Annotated in this window: 14 protein-coding genes; 12 read left to right on the top strand and 2 right to left on the bottom strand. The window is 71.5% G+C overall.

Features of this window, described 5'->3' with window-relative positions:
* Positions 1-37: 37 nt before the first annotated feature.
* Positions 38-1,234, top strand: coding sequence for a signal recognition particle-docking protein FtsY (ftsY, locus tag ACGFU6_RS29605; protein ID WP_393615330.1), 1,197 nt, complete (start codon positions 38-40; stop codon positions 1,232-1,234).
* A gap of 81 nt (positions 1,235-1,315) precedes the next feature.
* On the opposite strand, the gene ACGFU6_RS29600 is transcribed toward ftsY, so the two are convergent.
* A complete protein-coding gene (locus tag ACGFU6_RS29600) occupies positions 1,316-1,975 on the bottom strand; it encodes a bifunctional DNA primase/polymerase (protein WP_393615328.1) in 660 nt (219 codons plus the stop codon).
* Positions 1,976-2,411: 436 nt separating this feature from the next.
* On the opposite strand from ACGFU6_RS29600, the gene ACGFU6_RS29595 reads away from it, so the two are divergent.
* From ACGFU6_RS29595 to ftsH, 6 genes are all read left to right on the top strand, one after another.
* Positions 2,412-3,884: a hypothetical protein gene (locus ACGFU6_RS29595; protein ID WP_393615326.1), complete on the top strand. Its 1,473-nt coding sequence runs from the start codon at positions 2,412-2,414 to the stop codon at positions 3,882-3,884.
* A 367-nt stretch (positions 3,885-4,251) separates the two neighbouring features.
* The gene (locus tag ACGFU6_RS29590; protein WP_393615325.1) at positions 4,252-5,604 is read left to right on the top strand and encodes an ammonium transporter; all 1,353 of its coding nucleotides are present in this window, start codon (positions 4,252-4,254) and stop codon (positions 5,602-5,604) included.
* On the top strand, positions 5,601-5,939 hold the full coding sequence (locus ACGFU6_RS29585) for a P-II family nitrogen regulator (RefSeq protein WP_003965965.1): 339 nt from the start codon (positions 5,601-5,603) through the stop codon (positions 5,937-5,939). The genes ACGFU6_RS29590 and ACGFU6_RS29585 overlap by 4 nt, the downstream gene beginning before the upstream one ends.
* A gap of 31 nt (positions 5,940-5,970) precedes the next feature.
* Positions 5,971-8,424 carry a [protein-PII] uridylyltransferase gene (locus tag ACGFU6_RS29580; RefSeq protein ID WP_393615323.1) on the top strand — a complete coding sequence of 818 codons (2,454 nt, stop codon included), beginning with the start codon at positions 5,971-5,973 and terminating at the stop codon, positions 8,422-8,424.
* 131 nt (positions 8,425-8,555) lie between these two features.
* A complete protein-coding gene (gene ffh / locus ACGFU6_RS29575) occupies positions 8,556-10,115 on the top strand; it encodes a signal recognition particle protein (RefSeq protein ID WP_393615321.1) in 1,560 nt (519 codons plus the stop codon).
* A gap of 175 nt (positions 10,116-10,290) precedes the next feature.
* Positions 10,291-12,213, top strand: a complete 1,923-nt coding sequence (ftsH, locus tag ACGFU6_RS29570; protein WP_393615319.1) for an ATP-dependent zinc metalloprotease FtsH — start codon at positions 10,291-10,293, stop codon at positions 12,211-12,213.
* 84 nt (positions 12,214-12,297) lie between these two features.
* Here ftsH and ACGFU6_RS29565 read toward each other — a convergent pair whose 3' ends face one another.
* On the bottom strand, positions 12,298-13,152 hold the full coding sequence (locus ACGFU6_RS29565) for a class I SAM-dependent methyltransferase (protein WP_393615317.1): 855 nt from the start codon (positions 13,150-13,152) through the stop codon (positions 12,298-12,300).
* A gap of 513 nt (positions 13,153-13,665) precedes the next feature.
* On the opposite strand from ACGFU6_RS29565, the gene ACGFU6_RS29560 reads away from it, so the two are divergent.
* The 5 genes from ACGFU6_RS29560 (at position 13,666) to trmD (ending at position 16,581) form a co-directional block, all read left to right on the top strand.
* Positions 13,666-14,259 carry a hypothetical protein gene (locus ACGFU6_RS29560; RefSeq protein WP_073739095.1) on the top strand — a complete coding sequence of 198 codons (594 nt, stop codon included), beginning with the start codon at positions 13,666-13,668 and terminating at the stop codon, positions 14,257-14,259.
* A gap of 157 nt (positions 14,260-14,416) precedes the next feature.
* Positions 14,417-14,860 (top strand): 30S ribosomal protein S16, encoded by a 444-nt coding sequence (gene rpsP, locus ACGFU6_RS29555; protein WP_073739096.1) that lies wholly within the window; start codon positions 14,417-14,419, stop codon positions 14,858-14,860.
* Between the two features lie 2 nt (positions 14,861-14,862).
* The gene (locus ACGFU6_RS29550) at positions 14,863-15,102 is read left to right on the top strand and encodes an RNA-binding protein (RefSeq protein ID WP_024492228.1); all 240 of its coding nucleotides are present in this window, start codon (positions 14,863-14,865) and stop codon (positions 15,100-15,102) included.
* Between the two features lie 79 nt (positions 15,103-15,181).
* Entirely contained in the window at positions 15,182-15,760 is a 579-nt protein-coding gene (gene rimM / locus ACGFU6_RS29545) for a ribosome maturation factor RimM (RefSeq protein ID WP_393615316.1), read from the top strand.
* Positions 15,760-16,581, top strand: coding sequence for a tRNA (guanosine(37)-N1)-methyltransferase TrmD (trmD, locus tag ACGFU6_RS29540; RefSeq protein WP_393615314.1), 822 nt, complete (start codon positions 15,760-15,762; stop codon positions 16,579-16,581). Before rimM ends, trmD begins: the two co-directional genes overlap by 1 nt.
* Positions 16,582-16,586 lie beyond the last annotated feature (5 nt).

Here is a 16,586-nt window from a genome sequence, read left to right as displayed (position 1 = left end):
CGGTTCCCCGCCTTTCGTGACTGATACTGGGTGGGTTATGGAATTCGTCATCCTTGCTGTAGTCATCGCCCTGGTCGCGGTCGGCGTGATCAGCGGGCTCGTGGTCAGCAGCCGCAAGAAGAAGCAGCTGCCCCCGGCACCGTCGAGCACGCCGACCATCACTCCTCCCGCCGAGCCCCATGTCGGCGAGGAGGCCGAGACGCCGCGCGACGAATCGCGCCGCACCATCGAGGAAGTAGGGCTCCCGCCCGCCGAGGCCGCCGACGAGGCGGCCCCGGAGACCGTCGCGCCCCCCGCGCTCGACGTTCCCGAGCCCACGGCCGGCCGTCTCGTGCGGCTGCGGGCCCGCCTCGCCCGCTCGCAGAACTCCCTCGGCAAGGGGCTGCTCACGCTCCTGTCCCGGGACAACCTCGACGAGGACACCTGGGAGGAGATCGAGGACACCCTCCTCACCGCCGACGTGGGCGTCGCCCCCACCCAGGAACTGGTGGAACGGCTCCGCGAGCGCGTCCGGGTCCTCGGCACCCGCACCCCGGAGGACCTGCGCACGCTCCTGCGCGAGGAGCTCGTCACCCTGCTCGGCACCGACTTCGACCGTGCGGTCAAGACGGAGAGCGGTGTGGACACGCCCGGCGTCGTCATGGTCGTCGGTGTCAACGGCACCGGCAAGACCACCACCACCGGAAAGCTCGCCCGGGTCCTGGTGGCCGACGGCCGCAGCGTCGTACTCGGCGCGGCCGACACCTTCCGGGCCGCCGCCGCCGATCAGCTCCAGACCTGGGGCGAACGCGTCGGTGCCCGCACCGTACGCGGACCCGAGGGCGGCGACCCGGCGTCGATCGCCTTCGACGCGGTGAAGGAGGGCATCGCCGAGGGCGCCGACGTCGTACTGATCGACACGGCGGGCCGGCTGCACACCAAGACCGGTCTGATGGACGAGCTCGGCAAGGTCAAGCGGGTGGTCGAGAAGCACGGACCGCTCGACGAGATCCTGCTCGTCCTGGACGCCACCACCGGGCAGAACGGCCTGGTGCAGGCCCGGGTCTTCGCGGAGGTCGTCGACATCACCGGCATCGTCCTCACCAAGCTCGACGGCACCGCCAAGGGCGGCATCGTCATCGCCGTCCAGCGCGAGCTGGGCGTCCCGGTGAAGCTGATCGGGCTCGGCGAGGGGCCGGACGACCTTGCCCCCTTCGAGCCGGAGGCGTTCGTGGACGCCCTGATCGGGGACTGAGACCGGCGGACATGGATAAGCCCGGCCGCGTGGACCTCCGTGCGGCCGGGCTTTTCGCTGCGCGGCGGTCTCCCGGGCGGCTCAGCCGCAGAGGGCCCACCGGTGGCAGACGTAGGCCAGCGTGCCCAGCAGCAGCCGGGCCTCCGGCGGCGCCGCCGCGGTGTCCAGGGCCGGCGGCCGGAGCCAGCGGACCGGGCCGAGACCGCCCTCGTCGGAAGGGGGCGCGGTGATGTGGGAGCCGAGCCCGAGCGCCCTGAGGTCCAGCCCCGCGTCGTCCCAGCCCATCCGGTACAGCAGCTGGGGGAGCCCGGCGGCCGCGCCCGGTGCCACGAAGAACTGCGCCCGCCCGGCCGGGGTCACCGCCACCGGGCCCAGTGGCAGCCCCATCCGCTCCATCCGTACCAGCGCCCTGCGCCCGGACTGTTCGGCGACATCGAGGACGTCGAAGCCGCGGCCCACCGGCAGCAGCATCGAGGCGCCGGGCACCTCGGCCCACGCACGCGCCGCGGTGTCGAGCGTCGCTCCGGCGGGCACCTCCCGCGCGAAGTCCAGCGGATGCGCTCCGGGGGAGGGGCAGTCGGCCGCCCCGCACGAGCAGGTGCCGTCCGCCGCCCGCGCACCCGGTGCGACGGCCCAGCCCCACAGCCCCGTGTACTCGGCCACCGCGGTGGCCTCGGTCGCACGGCCGCGGCGCCGTGAGCCGGATCGTAATTCGCGGATGCCGCCGATCGTGAAGCCCATGCCCCCTCCAACGGGTCCAACTCGCCGGTGGTTACGGAACGGAGTCCGATCGTGACACTCCGCCGTTCCTGCTGATCCGGCCGGACGCGGGGGGCACAACGGAGTGTCCGAGCTCATTCGCACGCCCCTGAATGCACCTTTGCGCCTACTGCCGATCGTCGCCTGTCAAGTGAATCGCGCTCGACTGTGGTGGCGTTCATCCGAAGGGGTGGCGAATGGTGGCGTTTCCGCAATCACCCTCCCCGAGGGGGTGATCGTAGGATTACCGTCGGTACACGAACCATGGAAGTATGTGCGCCCATGGGTATGCCGGAGGCAACCCGATTCTCTGTTCGATGGTGTGCAACTTGCGTACGGACAGGATGGACAGGATCGGATCACGGCATTCTGAGAGTGGTTCGCGGCGGAGGGTATTCGGCGGGATGGGGGCGTTCCAGTGAGTGGCAGCGGCGCAGGCGATTCGAATGCCGGTAAGCGCCCCAACGGGCAATTGGGATCATGGTTCGTGCGCAGCGGCTGGTCGAAGGGCGAGCTGGCCCGCCAGGTGAACCGCAGGGCACGCCAGATGGGCGCCCACCACATCAGCACCGACACCTCACGGGTGCGGCGCTGGCTGGACGGCGAGCAGCCGCGCGAACCGATCCCGCGCATCCTGTCCGAGCTGTTCTCGGAACGCTTCGGCAGCGTCGTCGCCGTCGAGGACCTCGGGTTACGCGCCGCGCACCAGGCCCCGTCGGTGGCCGGTGTCGACCTCCCCTGGGCCGGACCGCAGACCGTCGCCCTGCTCAGCGAGTTCTCCCGCAGCGACCTGATGCTCGCCCGCCGGGGATTCCTCGGCAGCTCCCTCGCCCTGGCCGCCGGTCCCGCCCTCATCGAACCCATGCAGCGCTGGCTGGTGCCCGTCACCGCCGCCGCGGCCGCCGAGCCGGACCCGGCCGCAGCCCGCCGGCCCTCCCGGCTCTCCGGCCCCGAGCTGGACCTGCTGGAATCCACCACCGCGATGTTCCGCCAGTGGGACGCGCAGTGCGGCGGCGGACTGCGCCGCAAGGCCGTCGTCGGCCAGCTCCACGAGGTCACCGACCTGCTCCAGGAGCCGCAGCCGTCCGCCACCGCCAAGCGACTGTTCCGCTGCGCCGCCGAACTGGCCGAGCTCGCGGGCTGGATGAGTTACGACGTGGGCCTCCAGCCCACCGCCCAGAAGTACTTCGTCCTCGCCCTGCACGCCTCCAAGGAGGCCGGCGACAAGCCGCTCGGCTCGTACGTCCTGTCCAGCATGAGCCGTCAGATGATCCACCTCGGCCGCCCCGACGACGCGCTCGAACTGATCCACCTCGCCCAGTACGGCAGCCGCGACTGCGCCACCGCGCGGACCCAGGCGATGCTGTATGCGATGGAGGCCCGCGCCTACGCCAACATGGGCCAGCCCAGCAAGTGCAAGCGTGCCGTCCGGATGGCCGAGGACACCTTCCTCGACGCGGGGATGGACGGCGAGCCCGAGCCCGACTGGATCCGGTTCTTCTCCGACGCCGAGCTGAACGGCGAGAACTCCCACTCCTACCGCGACCTGGCCTACGTGGCCGGCCGCAGCCCCACGTACGCCTCGCTGGCCGAACCCGTCATGCAGAAGGCGGTCCACCTCTTCGGCGAGGACGACGAGCACCAGCGCTCGTACGCCCTCAACCTCATCGGCCTCGCCACGGTCCACCTCCTCAAGCGCGAGCCCGAGGAGTCCACCGTGCTGGCCGAGAAGGCGCTGCGCGTGGCCAAGAAGGTCCGCTCCGAGCGCGTCAACACCCGGCTGCGCAAGACGGTCGACACCGCCGCCAGGGACTTCGGGGACATCCCCGAGGTCGCCCGGCTCACCGATCTCCTCACCGAACAGCTGCCCGAGACCGCCGAAGCGGTCTGACGGCACCCTCTGCCCCGGCCACGACGGCCACCCCGCACAGACCGACTTCGGCTCCCCCGATTGCCAGGTCAGTGGGTGGTCGCCGTGGCCGGTTCGTGTGGTCGTTCCCGTACCGGAGCGTCGTAACCGCACCGTATGCGGCCACGGCCGCAGAGTAGGTGCGAGCGCGGCAACGGCGCGGGCGGTTCATGGGGACGTAACACGTCGCTCGCCTTCGTCACTGCGGCGAAACACCGCGCGGCATCCACGGAAACGGCGCTGAGCGAATCTCATGGCGCATAAGGACGCACCTTTTCCCCCGTGGTTCCGCACGTGGTTGTGCCCCCAATCGCCCGCACGCGGCCGCAATGACGACGAGGAGACGCCGATGCCCCCAGGCATCACGACGTTCGCAGCAGACGCCCCGACGCTGTCTGCCGCCAATACCGGATTCATGCTCATCTGCTCCGCCCTCGTGATGGTCATGACCCCGGCCCTGGCCTTCTTCTACGGAGGCATGGTCCGCGTCAAGAGCACCCTCAACATGCTGATGATGAGCTTCATCAGCCTCGGGATCGTCACGATCCTGTGGGTGCTGTACGGATTCAGCCTCGCCTTCGGCTCCGACATCGGGTCCTTCATCGGCTGGAGCTCCGACTTCGCCGGCCTCAGCGGGATCGGCGTCACGGAACTCTGGGACGGCTACACCATCCCGGTCTACGTCTTCGCCGTGTTCCAGCTGATGTTCGCCGTCCTCACCCCCGCGCTGATAAGCGGTGCGCTCGCGGACCGGGTCAAATTCACCTCCTGGGCGCTGTTCATCACCCTCTGGGTCACCGTCGTCTACTTCCCGGTCGCGCACTGGGTCTGGGGCGCGGGCGGCTGGCTCTTCGAGCTCGGCGTCATCGACTTCGCCGGCGGTACCGCCGTCCACATCAACGCCGGTGCCGCGGCCCTCGGCGTGATCCTCGTCATCGGCAAGCGGGTCGGCTTCAAGAAGGACCCGATGCGGCCGCACAGCCTGCCGCTCGTGATGCTCGGCGCCGGACTGCTCTGGTTCGGCTGGTTCGGCTTCAACGCCGGCTCGTGGCTCGGCAACGACGACGGCGTCGGCGCGGTCATGTTCGTCAACACACAGGTCGCCACCGCCGCCGCGATGCTCGCCTGGCTCGGCTACGAGAAGCTCCGGCACGGCTCCTTCACCACCCTCGGCGCCGCCTCCGGCGCCGTCGCCGGACTCGTCGCCATCACCCCGGCGGGCGGCGCGGTCAGCCCGCTCGGCGCCATCGCGGTCGGTGCCATCGCCGGTGTGCTGTGCGCCATGGCCGTCGGCCTGAAGTACAAGTTCGGCTACGACGACTCCCTGGACGTCGTCGGCGTCCACCTCGTCGGCGGTGTCGCGGGCTCCCTGCTCATCGGATTCTTCGCCACCGGCGGGGTCCAGTCCGATGCCAAGGGCCTCTTCTACGGAGGCGGTCTCGACCAGCTCGGCAAGCAGGCCGTCGGTGTCTTCGCCGTCCTCGCGTACTCTCTGGTCGTCTCCGCGATCCTCGCCTTCCTGCTCGACAGGACGATCGGGATGCGGGTCGAGGAGGACGACGAGGTCTCCGGCATCGACCAGGTCGAGCACGCCGAGACCGCGTACGACTTCAGCGGTGCCGGCGGCGGTCTGTCCTCCCGCTCCACGCCTCCCGCGCCCGGCACCACGGCAGCCCCGACGAACAAGAAGGTGGACGCATGAAGCTCATCACCGCAGTCGTGAAGCCCCACCGGCTTGACGAGATCAAGGAGGCCCTCCAGGCCTTCGGCGTCCAGGGCCTCACGGTCACGGAGGCCAGCGGCTACGGGCGCCAGCGCGGCCACACCGAGGTCTACCGGGGCGCCGAGTACACCGTCGACCTCGTCCCGAAGATCCGCATCGAGGTCCTCGTCGAGGACGAGGACGCCGAACAGCTCATCGAGGTCGTCGTCAAGGCGGCCCGGACCGGCAAGATCGGTGACGGCAAGGTCTGGAGCGTGCCGGTCGAGACCGCCGTCCGGGTCCGCACCGGCGAACGCGGCCCCGACGCACTCTGACCGACGATTCCGTGAACGGAAAGGCAGCTGGGTGACGAGTACCGAAGTGACCACCGAATCCGAGGACTCGGGACCCAGCGGCTATGCGGCGGCCCGGCTGAGCCTTCTCCAGGAGAAGGCCCGGTCCGGGCCGCCGCGCCGTGCGGCCCTCGCCTCGCTCACCGACGACTGGCTGAGCGCCCTCTTCGCCTCGGCGGCCGAACACGCGGGTGTCCGAGGTGCCGCCCTCGTCGCCGTCGGCGGCTACGGACGCGGCGAACTCTCCCCGCGCAGCGACCTCGACCTGCTGCTCCTGCACGACGGCAGCGCCGACGCCGGAGCCGTCGCCACCCTGGCCGACCGCATCTGGTACCCCGTCTGGGACCTCGGCCTCGCCCTCGACCACTCCGTACGCACCCCGGCGGAGGCCCGCAAGACGGCGGGCGAGGACCTCAAGGTGCAGCTCGGCCTCCTGGACGCCAGGCCCGTCGCCGGTGACCTCGGCCTCGTCGCCACCCTGCGCACCGCGATCCTCGCCGACTGGCGCAACCAGGCCCCCAAGCGGCTGCCCGCGCTCGACGAACTCTGCCGCGAACGGGCCGAGCGCCAGGGCGAGCTCCAGTTCCTCCTGGAACCCGACCTCAAGGAGGCCCGCGGCGGACTGCGCGACGCCACGGCCCTGCGCGCCGTCGCCGCCTCCTGGGTCGCCGACGCGCCCCGTGAAGGCCTCGCCGAGGCCCGCCGCGTCCTGCTGGACGCCCGCGACGCCCTGCACCTGACGACCGGCCGCGCCACCGACCGCCTCGCCCTCCAGGAACAGGACCAGGTCGCCGGCGCCCTCGGCCTCCTGGACGCCGACGCCCTGCTGCGCCAGGTCTACGAGGCCGCCCGCACCGTCTCCTACGCCACCGACGTCACCTGGCGCGAGGTCAACCGGGTGCTGCGCGCCCGCTCGGTCCGCCCCAGGCTGCGCGCCATGCTCGGCGGCGGCAGGGCCCCGGCCGTCGACCGCAGCCCCCTCGCGGACGGCGTCGTCGAGGCCGACGGCGAGGTGGTGCTCGCCCGCACCGCCCGGCCCGAACGCGACCCGGTGCTCGTGCTGCGCGCCGCAGCGGCGGCCGCCCAGTCCGAACTCCCGCTCTCCCGCCACGTCGTACGCCACCTCGCCGGCACCGCCAAACCGCTGCCGGTGCCGTGGCCGGCCGAAGCCCGCGAGGAGCTCGTCACCCTGCTCGGCGCGGGTGAGGCCACCGTGCCCGTCTGGGAGGCCCTCGAGGCGGAGGGGCTGATCACCCGGCTGCTGCCCGACTGGGAACGGGTCCACTGCCGCCCCCAGCGCAACCCCGTCCACACCTGGACCGTCGACCGCCACCTCGTCGAGACGGCCGTCCGCGCCTCCTCGCTCACGCGCCGCGTCGGCCGCCCCGACCTGCTGCTCGTCGCCGCGCTGCTGCACGACATCGGCAAGGGCTGGCCCGGCGACCACTCCGTCGCCGGCGAGGTCATCGCCCGTGACATGGCCGCCCGGATCGGCTTCGACCCGCACGATGTCGGCGTCATCGCCACCCTCGTACGCCACCACCTCCTGCTCATCGAGACCGCCACCCGCCGCGACCTCGACGACCCGGCGACCGTCCGCTCCGTCGCCACCGCCGTCTCCACCGCCTCCACCCTGGAACTGCTGCACGCGCTCACCGAGGCCGACGCGCTCGCCACCGGGCCCGCCGCCTGGTCCACCTGGCGCGCCTCCCTCGTCACCGACCTGGTCAAGCGCGTCGCGGCGGTCCTGGCCGGCGAGGCACCCGAGGAGCCCGAGCCCGAGGCCCCGAGCGCCGAACAGGAACGGCTGGCCATCGAGGCCCTGCGCACCGGCGAACCGGTCCTCGCCCTGCACGCCCAGACCGAGGCCCCGCAGGAGGAGGACGCCCCCGAACCGGTCGGCGTCGAACTCCTCATCGCCCTCCCGGACCGGCCCGGGGTCCTGCCCGCCGCCGCCGGGGTCCTGGCCCTGCACCGGCTCACCGTCCGCGCGGCGGACCTGCGGGCCGTCGAGCTCCCCACCGAACTGGGCGAGAGCGCCGAGGTGCTGCTGCTCAGCTGGCGGGTCGCCGCCGAGTACGGGTCCCTGCCCCAGGCCGCCCGGCTGCGCGCCGACCTCGTACGCGCCCTGGACGGCTCCCTGGACATCCGCTCCCGCCTCGCCGAGCGGGAGGCGGCCTACCCGCGCCGCCGCGGGGTGAAGGCCCCGCCGCCGAGGGTGAAGGTCGCGGCGGCCGGCTCGCAGCTGGCCACGGTGATCGAGGTGCGCGCCCAGGACGCCCCGGGGCTGCTGCACCGGATCGGCCGGGCGCTGGAGCAGAGCGCGGTACGGGTGCGCAGCGCGCATGTGTCGACGCTGGGGGCCAACGCCGTGGACGCGTTCTACGTCACGGACGCGGACGGGCGGCCGCTGTCCCCCGACCGCGCCGGGGAACTGGCCCAGGAGGTCGAGAAGGCGCTCGGCTGAGCGCTTTCGCCGGGTGCGGGAGCCCTCGTCCGTCACGAGAACCGGGCGAGGGCTTTGCGTTCCACGGCGTCCGGATACCCTGGGGAACGACTGACCCATCCCGCCCCCGACCCTGAGGACCGACGAGCGCCGTGTTCGATACTCTCTCCGACCGCCTTGCCGCGACTTTCAAGAACCTCAGGGGCAAGGGCCGCTTGTCCGAGGCGGACATCGACGCCACGGCTCGCGAGATCCGTATCGCCCTGCTCGAGGCCGATGTCGCCCTGCCCGTCGTCCGGTCCTTCATCGCCAACGTCAAGGAGCGGGCGCGCGGCGTCGAGGTCTCCCAGGCGCTGAATCCCGCGCAGCAGATGATCAAGATCGTCAACGAGGAGCTCGTCTCCATCCTCGGTGGCGAGACCCGCCGGCTGCGGTTCGCCAAGAACCCGCCGACCGTGATCATGCTCGCCGGTCTCCAGGGCGCCGGTAAGACGACCCTCGCCGGAAAGCTCGGCCTGTGGCTCAAGGGCCAGGGCCACTCCCCGCTGCTCGTCGCCTGTGACCTCCAGCGCCCCAACGCCGTCAACCAGCTGAGCGTGGTCGCGGACCGCGCCGGTGTCGCGGTGTACGCGCCGGAGCCGGGCAACGGCGTCGGTGACCCGGTCCAGGTCGCCAAGGACTCGATCGAGCACGCCCGCGCCAAGCAGTACGACGTGGTGGTCGTCGACACCGCCGGCCGCCTCGGTATCGACCAGGAGCTGATGCAGCAGGCCGCGGACATCCGCGACGCCGTCAGCCCCGACGAGATCCTCTTCGTCGTCGACGCGATGATCGGCCAGGACGCGGTCAACACCGCCGAGGCCTTCCGCGACGGCGTCGGCTTCGACGGTGTGGTGCTCTCCAAGCTCGACGGTGACGCCCGCGGTGGTGCGGCCCTGTCGATCGCCCACGTCACCGGCAAGCAGATCATCTTCGCGTCGAACGGTGAGAAGCTCGAGGACTTCGACGCGTTCCACCCGGACCGGATGGCCTCGCGCATCCTCGACATGGGTGACCTGCTCACCCTGATCGAGCAGGCGGAGAAGACCTTCAGCCAGGACGAGGCCGCCAAGATGGCCTCCAAGCTGGCGTCCAGCAAGGGCAAGGACTTCACGCTCGACGACTTCCTCGCCCAGATGGAGCAGGTCCGCAAGATGGGCTCCATCTCCAAGCTGCTCGGGATGCTGCCCGGCATGGGGCAGATCAAGGACCAGATCGCCAACATCGACGAGCGTGACGTGGACCGGATGGCCGCGATCATCAAGTCGATGACCCCGAAGGAACGCGCCGAGCCGACGCTCATCAACGGCTCGCGCCGAGCCCGTATCGCCAAGGGCTCCGGCTCCGAGGTCTCCGCCGTCAAGGGCCTCGTCGAGCGGTTCTTCGAGGCACGCAAGATGATGTCGAAGATGGCGCAGGGCGGCGGCATGCCGGGGATGCCCGGGATGCCGGGCATGGGTGGCGGCCCCGGCCGGCAGAAGAAGCAGGTCAAGCAGGCCAAGGGCAAGCGCAAGAGCGGTAACCCGATGAAGCGCAAGGCGGAGGAGGCGGCCGAGGCCGCCCGCCGCGAGCAGGCGGCGCAGGGCGGCGCGCTCGGTCTGCCGGCCGGTCAGGACGGCAAGCCGGCCGAGGACTTCGAGCTGCCGGCCGAGTTCAAGAAGTTCATGGGCTGACCAGCGGTCTCCCGATGTACGTCCCCGAGGGGGCGCCCGCTTCACGGCGGGCGCCCCCTCGGGCGTGTGCGGGGCGGTGGCTTCCCTCCATGGGCCCAGCGGACCACCGCTCCGAGGGCTTCGTCCGCGTTTCTCCCTTAATGTCGGCTCAACGGCTGTCGGCAGAGGAGCGCGCGTGACCAGTCCGGTACCTCCCCGCGACCGCACCGACCAGCCCTGGCGCTCCGAGGGCGCCCCACCGCCCCCGCCGCCCCGCCGGAAGATGCCCGGGGGCCGGGGCGGACTGCTGCTGACCGCGCTGGCCGTCTACCTGATCGCCAACCTGGTGCTCTCCTTCTTCAACGGGGAGGAGGAGCCGACGATCGCGTACACGGAGTTCAGCAAGCAGGTCACCTCGGGCAACGTCTCCAAGATCTACTCCAAGGGCGATGCCATCCAGGGGCAGCTCAAGAAGGAGGCGAAGGTCCCGGGCAAGAAGGACGACAAGTACACCAAGTTCGTCACCCAGCGGCCCGCCTTCGCCGACGACAACCTCTGGGCCGAGCTGGTCAAGGACGACGTCACGGTCACGGCCGAACCGGTCGTCAAGGAACGCAGCTTCCTGGCCAACCTGCTGATCTCGCTGGCGCCGATGCTGCTGCTGGTCGTCCTCTGGATCTTCATCGCCCGGCGGATGTCGCGGGGCGGCATGGGCGGCGGGATGGGCGGCTTCGGCCGCAAGGCCCCGCCCAAGCCGGTCGAGCTGGAGGGCGGCCGGCGCACCACCTTCGACGACGTGGCCGGCATCGACGAGGTCGAGGGCGAGCTCGACGACGTGGTGGACTTCCTGAAGAACCCCGACGCCTACCGGAAGATGGGCGCCAGGATGCCCGGGGGAGTCCTCCTCGCCGGTCCTCCCGGCACCGGCAAGACGCTGCTGGCGCGGGCGGTCGCCGGAGAGGCCGGGGTGCCGTTCTTCTCGGCCTCGGCCTCCGAGTTCATCGAGATGATCGTCGGCGTCGGCGCGGGACGGGTCCGCGAGCTGTTCGCGGAGGCGCGCAAGGTCGCCCCGGCCATCGTCTTCATCGACGAGATCGACACCATCGGACGGGTCCGGGGCGGCGGCTCCGGCATGGGCGGGCACGACGAGCGCGAGCAGACGCTGAACCAGATCCTCACCGAGATGGACGGCTTCTCCGGCTCGGAGGGCGTGATCGTGCTCGCCGCCACCAACCGCGCCGACGTCCTCGACCCGGCGCTCACCCGGCCCGGCCGCTTCGACCGGATCGTCCAGGTCAGCCCGCCGGACAAGAGCGGCCGCGAGGCGATCCTGGAGATCCACACCCGGCAGATCCCGATGTCCGACGACGTGGACCTGGGCCAGGTGGCCCGGACGACCCCGGGGATGACCGGCGCCGATCTGGCCAACCTCGCCAACGAGGCCGCGCTGCTCGCCGTCAGGCGGGGGCAGCCGCAGGTCAACGGCGCCGATCTCTCGGACGCCCTGGAGAAGGTCCAGCTGGGCGCGGAACGCGCGCTCGTGATGTCGGACGAGGACCGGCGCCGGACCGCCTTCCACGAGAGCGGACACGCACTCCTGGGCATGCTCCAGCCCGGCGCCGACCCGGTCCGCAAGGTCACCATCGTGCCGCGCGGCCGGGCGCTCGGGGTCACGCTCTCCACGCCGGACGCCGACAAGTACGCGTACACCGAGGAGTACCTGCGCGGCCGGATCATCGGAGCGCTCGGCGGGATGGCGGCCGAGCAGGTGGTCTTCGGCGTCGTCACCACCGGCGCGGAGAGCGATCTGGAGCAGGTCACCGGTCTGGCCCGCGGCATGGTGGGCCGCTGGGGCATGAGTCACAAGGTGGGCAGGCTGACGGCGATCCCGGCCGACGCCCAGCAGGCGTACGGCCTGAGCGCGGCGCCCTCGACGCTGGACGCGGTGGACGGCGAGATGCGGCGCATCGTGGACGAGTGCTACGAGGAGGCGTGCCGGCTCCTGGCGGACAACCGGGACCGGCTGGACTCGCTGGCCGGGGCGCTGCTGGAGCACGAGACGCTGGACGAGGTGGCCGCCTACCGGGCCGCCGGCATCACCCGGCTGGACAAGCCGTAGGACGTCCGGCCGACGGCTCCCCGCCGTCACAGGTCGCGCGCAGCCCGGCCGACGGCGTCCGCCGGGCTCGCCGCGGCCGGGCCGCTACGTCGTGCAGACGAGGTAGCGGAACACGTTGGGCATCCAGACGGTGCCGTCCCGGCGCAGGTGCGGGTGCAGGGCCTCCGCCACCTCCTTCTCCACCTGGGTCCGGTCCGTCGCCCGCACCGCGGTGTCGAACAGCCGGGTCGACAGCAGGCCCCGGACCGCGCTGTCCAGGTCCGCGTAGCCGAACGGGCACGCCACCCGCCCTGAGCCGTCCGGCTTCAGCCCGGTCCGCAGTGCCACGTCCTCCAGGTCGTCGCGCTGCGCGCCCAGCCAGCCGCCCGCGCCGGGGGAGCCCGTCCCCTCCGCGAGCCGGGCCGCCACCCGCAGCACCGCCGCCGTGGCGCACCGCTCGGGCGGGCCCCAGCCGGTCAGGACGACCGTGCTGTTCCGGGCCGCCAGCGGCACCGCCGCACCGAGTGAGCCCACCAGCTCCTCCGCGTCGTCGGCCGAGCAGCCGATCGGGGTGAAGGCGGTGATCAGGCCGTACGGCTGGTGGCCGGTCCCGACGGCCGGAACGCCGTCCAGCAGCAGGGGCCCGGCGGCCGTGGTCCCGGCGTCGCCCACGGTCTCCGGCCGCAGCCGGGTGCGGGCGAGCGCGAGGCGCTTCCGGTCGGCGTCGATTCCGGTGACGTGGGCTCCGCGGCCGGCCGCGATCAGCAGCGCGAGCCCGGAGCCGCAGCCGAGCGAGAGCATTCGGGTGGCGGCCCCCACTTCCAGCCGCCGGTACACCGCCTCGTACAGCGGCGCGAGCATCCGTTCCTGGATCTCGGCCCAGTCACGGGCCCGGGACCCGGTGTCCTCCGGAGCGGACGACTCCGCGTGCCTGTGGTGCCGGACGAGCGTTGGTGTCATGGAATGCGCCCCAATCCGCCGAGATGCCGGTGATGACAGTGGTGCCGGTCGGTCGTGTCCGAATGGACGATTTCCCCGTGCCTGCGGCCGCGCTTCCCCCGTATGCCAGAGAACTGCGCATCCGCCGCCGCGTCCAGGGGTCTACGGGCAATGGTTGTCTCCGGTGCCGCCCGCCGGTCCAGTCTCACCCGGCGGGCGGGGCCGGGCACGTCGAGCGCTCGGGGGAGGGGGTGGGCGGGGCGGGACGGGCCCCCGGTACTGTCGGTTTCCTCGTTACGCGCCCGTCGAGGTTCCGGGTGTCCGGGTGGTGCGAGTCCCGGGGGCGTACGCGCGGTTTACGCGCTCGGGCGTACACGTCGCTACGTACCACCTTGGTGCGAGCTGTGAGAGTTCTCCGCAGATCAGCGCACCCGCCCTCGTCAGGACGCATCAACGGCAACTGACTGGTACGTGCAAATTATTTGGGATGGCCCGGAATCGGAACACCGGGGCACCCGCGCTCGTTGTCACGACGTGAGCACGACACCACCTGTACTTGCCGCAGAGCTGGCACAGGCGTGGGCCGACATTCAGCGGTACCACCCCGAGCTGCCCGATCTTGCCGCGCCCGAGTCCCTGATCGGAGAGTCCTCGTCCGCCTGTGGCGCCGAACTCTCCTTCGAACGGCTGCTCCATGAGGCAGTCCATGGCATCGCCGCCGCACGAGGTGTCCGAGACACCTCGCGCGCCGGCCGTTACCACAACCGTCGATTCCTCGCGATCGCCGAGGAGCTGGGCCTCGATCACGCCGAGGAGCCCCACCCCAGCAGTGGCTTCTCGCTGGTCACGCTCAACCCCGAGGCCAAGCGCCGGTACCGGCCCACGATGGAACGGCTGCAGCGCGCCCTCAAGGCGCACACCGTGGCCACCGCCGCCGACACCAAGCGCTCCTTCCGCGGCCCGGCCGCCCGGCACGGCTCCTCCGGAGGGGGCGTGCGGGTCAAGGCCGTCTGCGACTGCGGTCGCAACGTGCGCGTCGTCCCCTCGGTCCTCGCGCAGGCCCCGATCGTCTGCGGCGGCTGCGGAAAGCCGTTCCGGATCCCGGAAGCAGTGGTCGCGGTGGGGTGAACCGATGTGGTGTGGCACAATGGCTAGCTGTACTCGACAGTCGCATAGGACCCCTCTCTCCTCCGGCTGACGCGTCCATCGGGCACCCGAGTACCGCAACCCCACGTGGCATCTTCGTTGTGCCCAACCACGTCATAGACCAGGAGACACCACTTCCGTGGCAGTCAAGATCAAGCTGAAGCGTCTGGGCAAGATCCGTTCGCCTCACTACCGCATCGTCGTCGCCGACTCCCGTACCCGCCGTGATGGCCGGGCCATCGAGGAGATCGGCCTGTACCACCCGGTACAGAACCCCTCGCGCATCGAGGTCAACGCAGAGCGCGCGCAGTACTGGCTGTCCGTCGGCGCCCAGCCGACCGAGCCGGTTCTCGCGATCCTGAAGCTCACCGGTGACTGGCAGGCCCACAAGGGCCTTCCCGCCCCCGCGCCGCTTCTGCAGCCGGAGCCCAAGGCTGACAAGCGCGCCCTGTTCGAGGCCCTGACCAAGGACACCGCTGAGGAGTCCAAGGGCGAGGCCATCACGCAGAAGGCGAAGAAGGCCGACAAGAAGGCGGACGAGGCTGCTGACGCAGCTGCGCCCGCCGAGTCGACCGAGGCCTGAGCGTGCTCGAGGAGGCTCTCGAGCACCTCGTGAAAGGCATCGTCGACAACCCCGAGGACGTGCAGGTCGCCTCGCGCACCCTGCGTCGCGGCCGTGTGCTCGAGGTCCGGGTCCACCCCGATGACCTCGGCAAGGTGATCGGCCGCAACGGCCGCACCGCACGCGCGCTGCGTACCGTCGTCGGAGCCATCGGCGGCCGTGGTATCCGCGTCGACCTCGTCGATGTGGATCAGGTTCGCTGACAGAGTTGAACACCGGCACGGGCCGGGGAGGGCCATGCGCCCGCCCCGGCCCGTCGTCGTATGACAGGAGAGACACAAGGTGCAGTTGGTAGTCGCGCGGATCGGTCGCGCCCACGGCATCAAGGGCGAGGTCACCGTCGAGGTACGCACGGACGAGCCGGAACTCCGGCTCGGACCCGGTGCGGTACTGGCCACCGAGCCGGCTTCGACGGGACCGCTGACGATCGAGGCCGGCCGGGTGCACAGCGGAAGGCTGCTGCTGCGTTTCGAGGGCGTACGGGACCGTACGGCCGCCGAGGCGCTGCGTAATACGCTGCTGATCTCCGAGGTCGACCCGGAGGAGCTCCCGGAGGACCCCGAGGAGTTCTACGACCATCAGCTGATGGACCTGGACGTGGTGCTCGCCGACGGCACCGAGATCGGCCGGATCACCGAGATCACGCACCTGCCGTCCCAGGACCTCTTCATCGTGGAGCGCCCCGACGGCACCGAGGTGATGATCCCGTTCGTCGAGGAGATCGTCTCCGAGATCGACCTGGAGGAGCAGCGCGCGGTGATCACGCCCCCGCCCGGCCTGATCGACGAGAGCGAGGCGGTCGTGGCCTCCTCGCGTGACGAGGAGCCGGCGGAGACCGCCGAGGGCGGGAAGGACGACTGATGCGCCTCGACGTCGTCACGATCTTCCCCGAGTACCTCGAACCGCTGAACGTCTCGCTCGTCGGCAAGGCCCGCGCCCGCGGCAGGCTCGACGTGCACGTGCACGATCTGCGGGAGTGGACGTACGACCGCCACAACACGGTCGACGACACCCCCTACGGCGGCGGCCCCGGCATGGTCATGAAGACCGAGCCGTGGGGCGACGCCCTGGACGACGCCCTGGCCGGCGGATACGAGTCCGGTGCGCACTCCCCGGTTCTGGTGGTGCCGACGCCGAGCGGCCGGCCGTTCACCCAGGAGCTCGCCGTCGAGCTGTCCGGGCGGCCCTGGCTGATCTTCGCCCCGGCCCGCTACGAGGGCATCGACCGGCGGGTGACCGAGGAGTACGCCACCCGGATGCCGGTCGTCGAGGTGTCCATCGGTGACTACGTGCTGGCCGGCGGGGAAGCCGCGGTGCTGGTGATCACGGAGGCGGTGGCCCGGCTGCTGCCCGGCGTGCTCGGCAACGCCGAATCGCACCGGGACGACTCCTTCGCCCCCGGCGCGATGGCCGATCTGCTGGAGGGGCCCGTCTACACCAAGCCGCCCGAGTGGCGCGGCCGGGGGATCCCGGACGTGCTGCTCAGCGGCCACCACGGCCGGATCGCGCGCTGGCGCCGGGACGAGGCCTTCCGCCGTACCGCGCTCAACCGGCCCGATCTGATCGAGCGTTGCGAGGCGGCGGGCTTCGACAAGAAGGACCGCGAGATGCTCTCGATCCTCGGCTGGTCACCCGAGCCGGGGGGCCGATTTTGGCGCAGGCCCGAGGACGTGGAAGAATAGGCCGC

This window comes from Streptomyces sp. NPDC048462 (genome assembly GCF_043200175.1).
Taxonomy (GTDB): domain Bacteria; phylum Actinomycetota; class Actinomycetes; order Streptomycetales; family Streptomycetaceae; genus Streptomyces.
Note: the sequence above shows the minus strand (reverse complement) of the source record. Positions and strands in the feature narration are given on the sequence as shown.

What these genes read in the sequence shown, in the direction of transcription:
- ftsY (WP_393615330.1), top strand. Translation starts at nt 38, where the DNA reads ATGGAATTCGTCATCCTTGCTGTAGTCATCGCCCTGGTCGCGGTCGGC.
- ACGFU6_RS29600 (WP_393615328.1), bottom strand. Translation starts at nt 1,975, where the DNA reads ATGGGCTTCACGATCGGCGGCATCCGCGAATTACGATCCGGCTCACGG.
- ACGFU6_RS29590 (WP_393615325.1), top strand. Translation starts at nt 4,252, where the DNA reads ATGCCCCCAGGCATCACGACGTTCGCAGCAGACGCCCCGACGCTGTCT.
- ACGFU6_RS29585 (WP_003965965.1), top strand. Translation starts at nt 5,601, where the DNA reads ATGAAGCTCATCACCGCAGTCGTGAAGCCCCACCGGCTTGACGAGATC.
- ACGFU6_RS29565 (WP_393615317.1), bottom strand. Translation starts at nt 13,152, where the DNA reads ATGACACCAACGCTCGTCCGGCACCACAGGCACGCGGAGTCGTCCGCT.
- trmD (WP_393615314.1), top strand. Translation starts at nt 15,760, where the DNA reads ATGCGCCTCGACGTCGTCACGATCTTCCCCGAGTACCTCGAACCGCTG.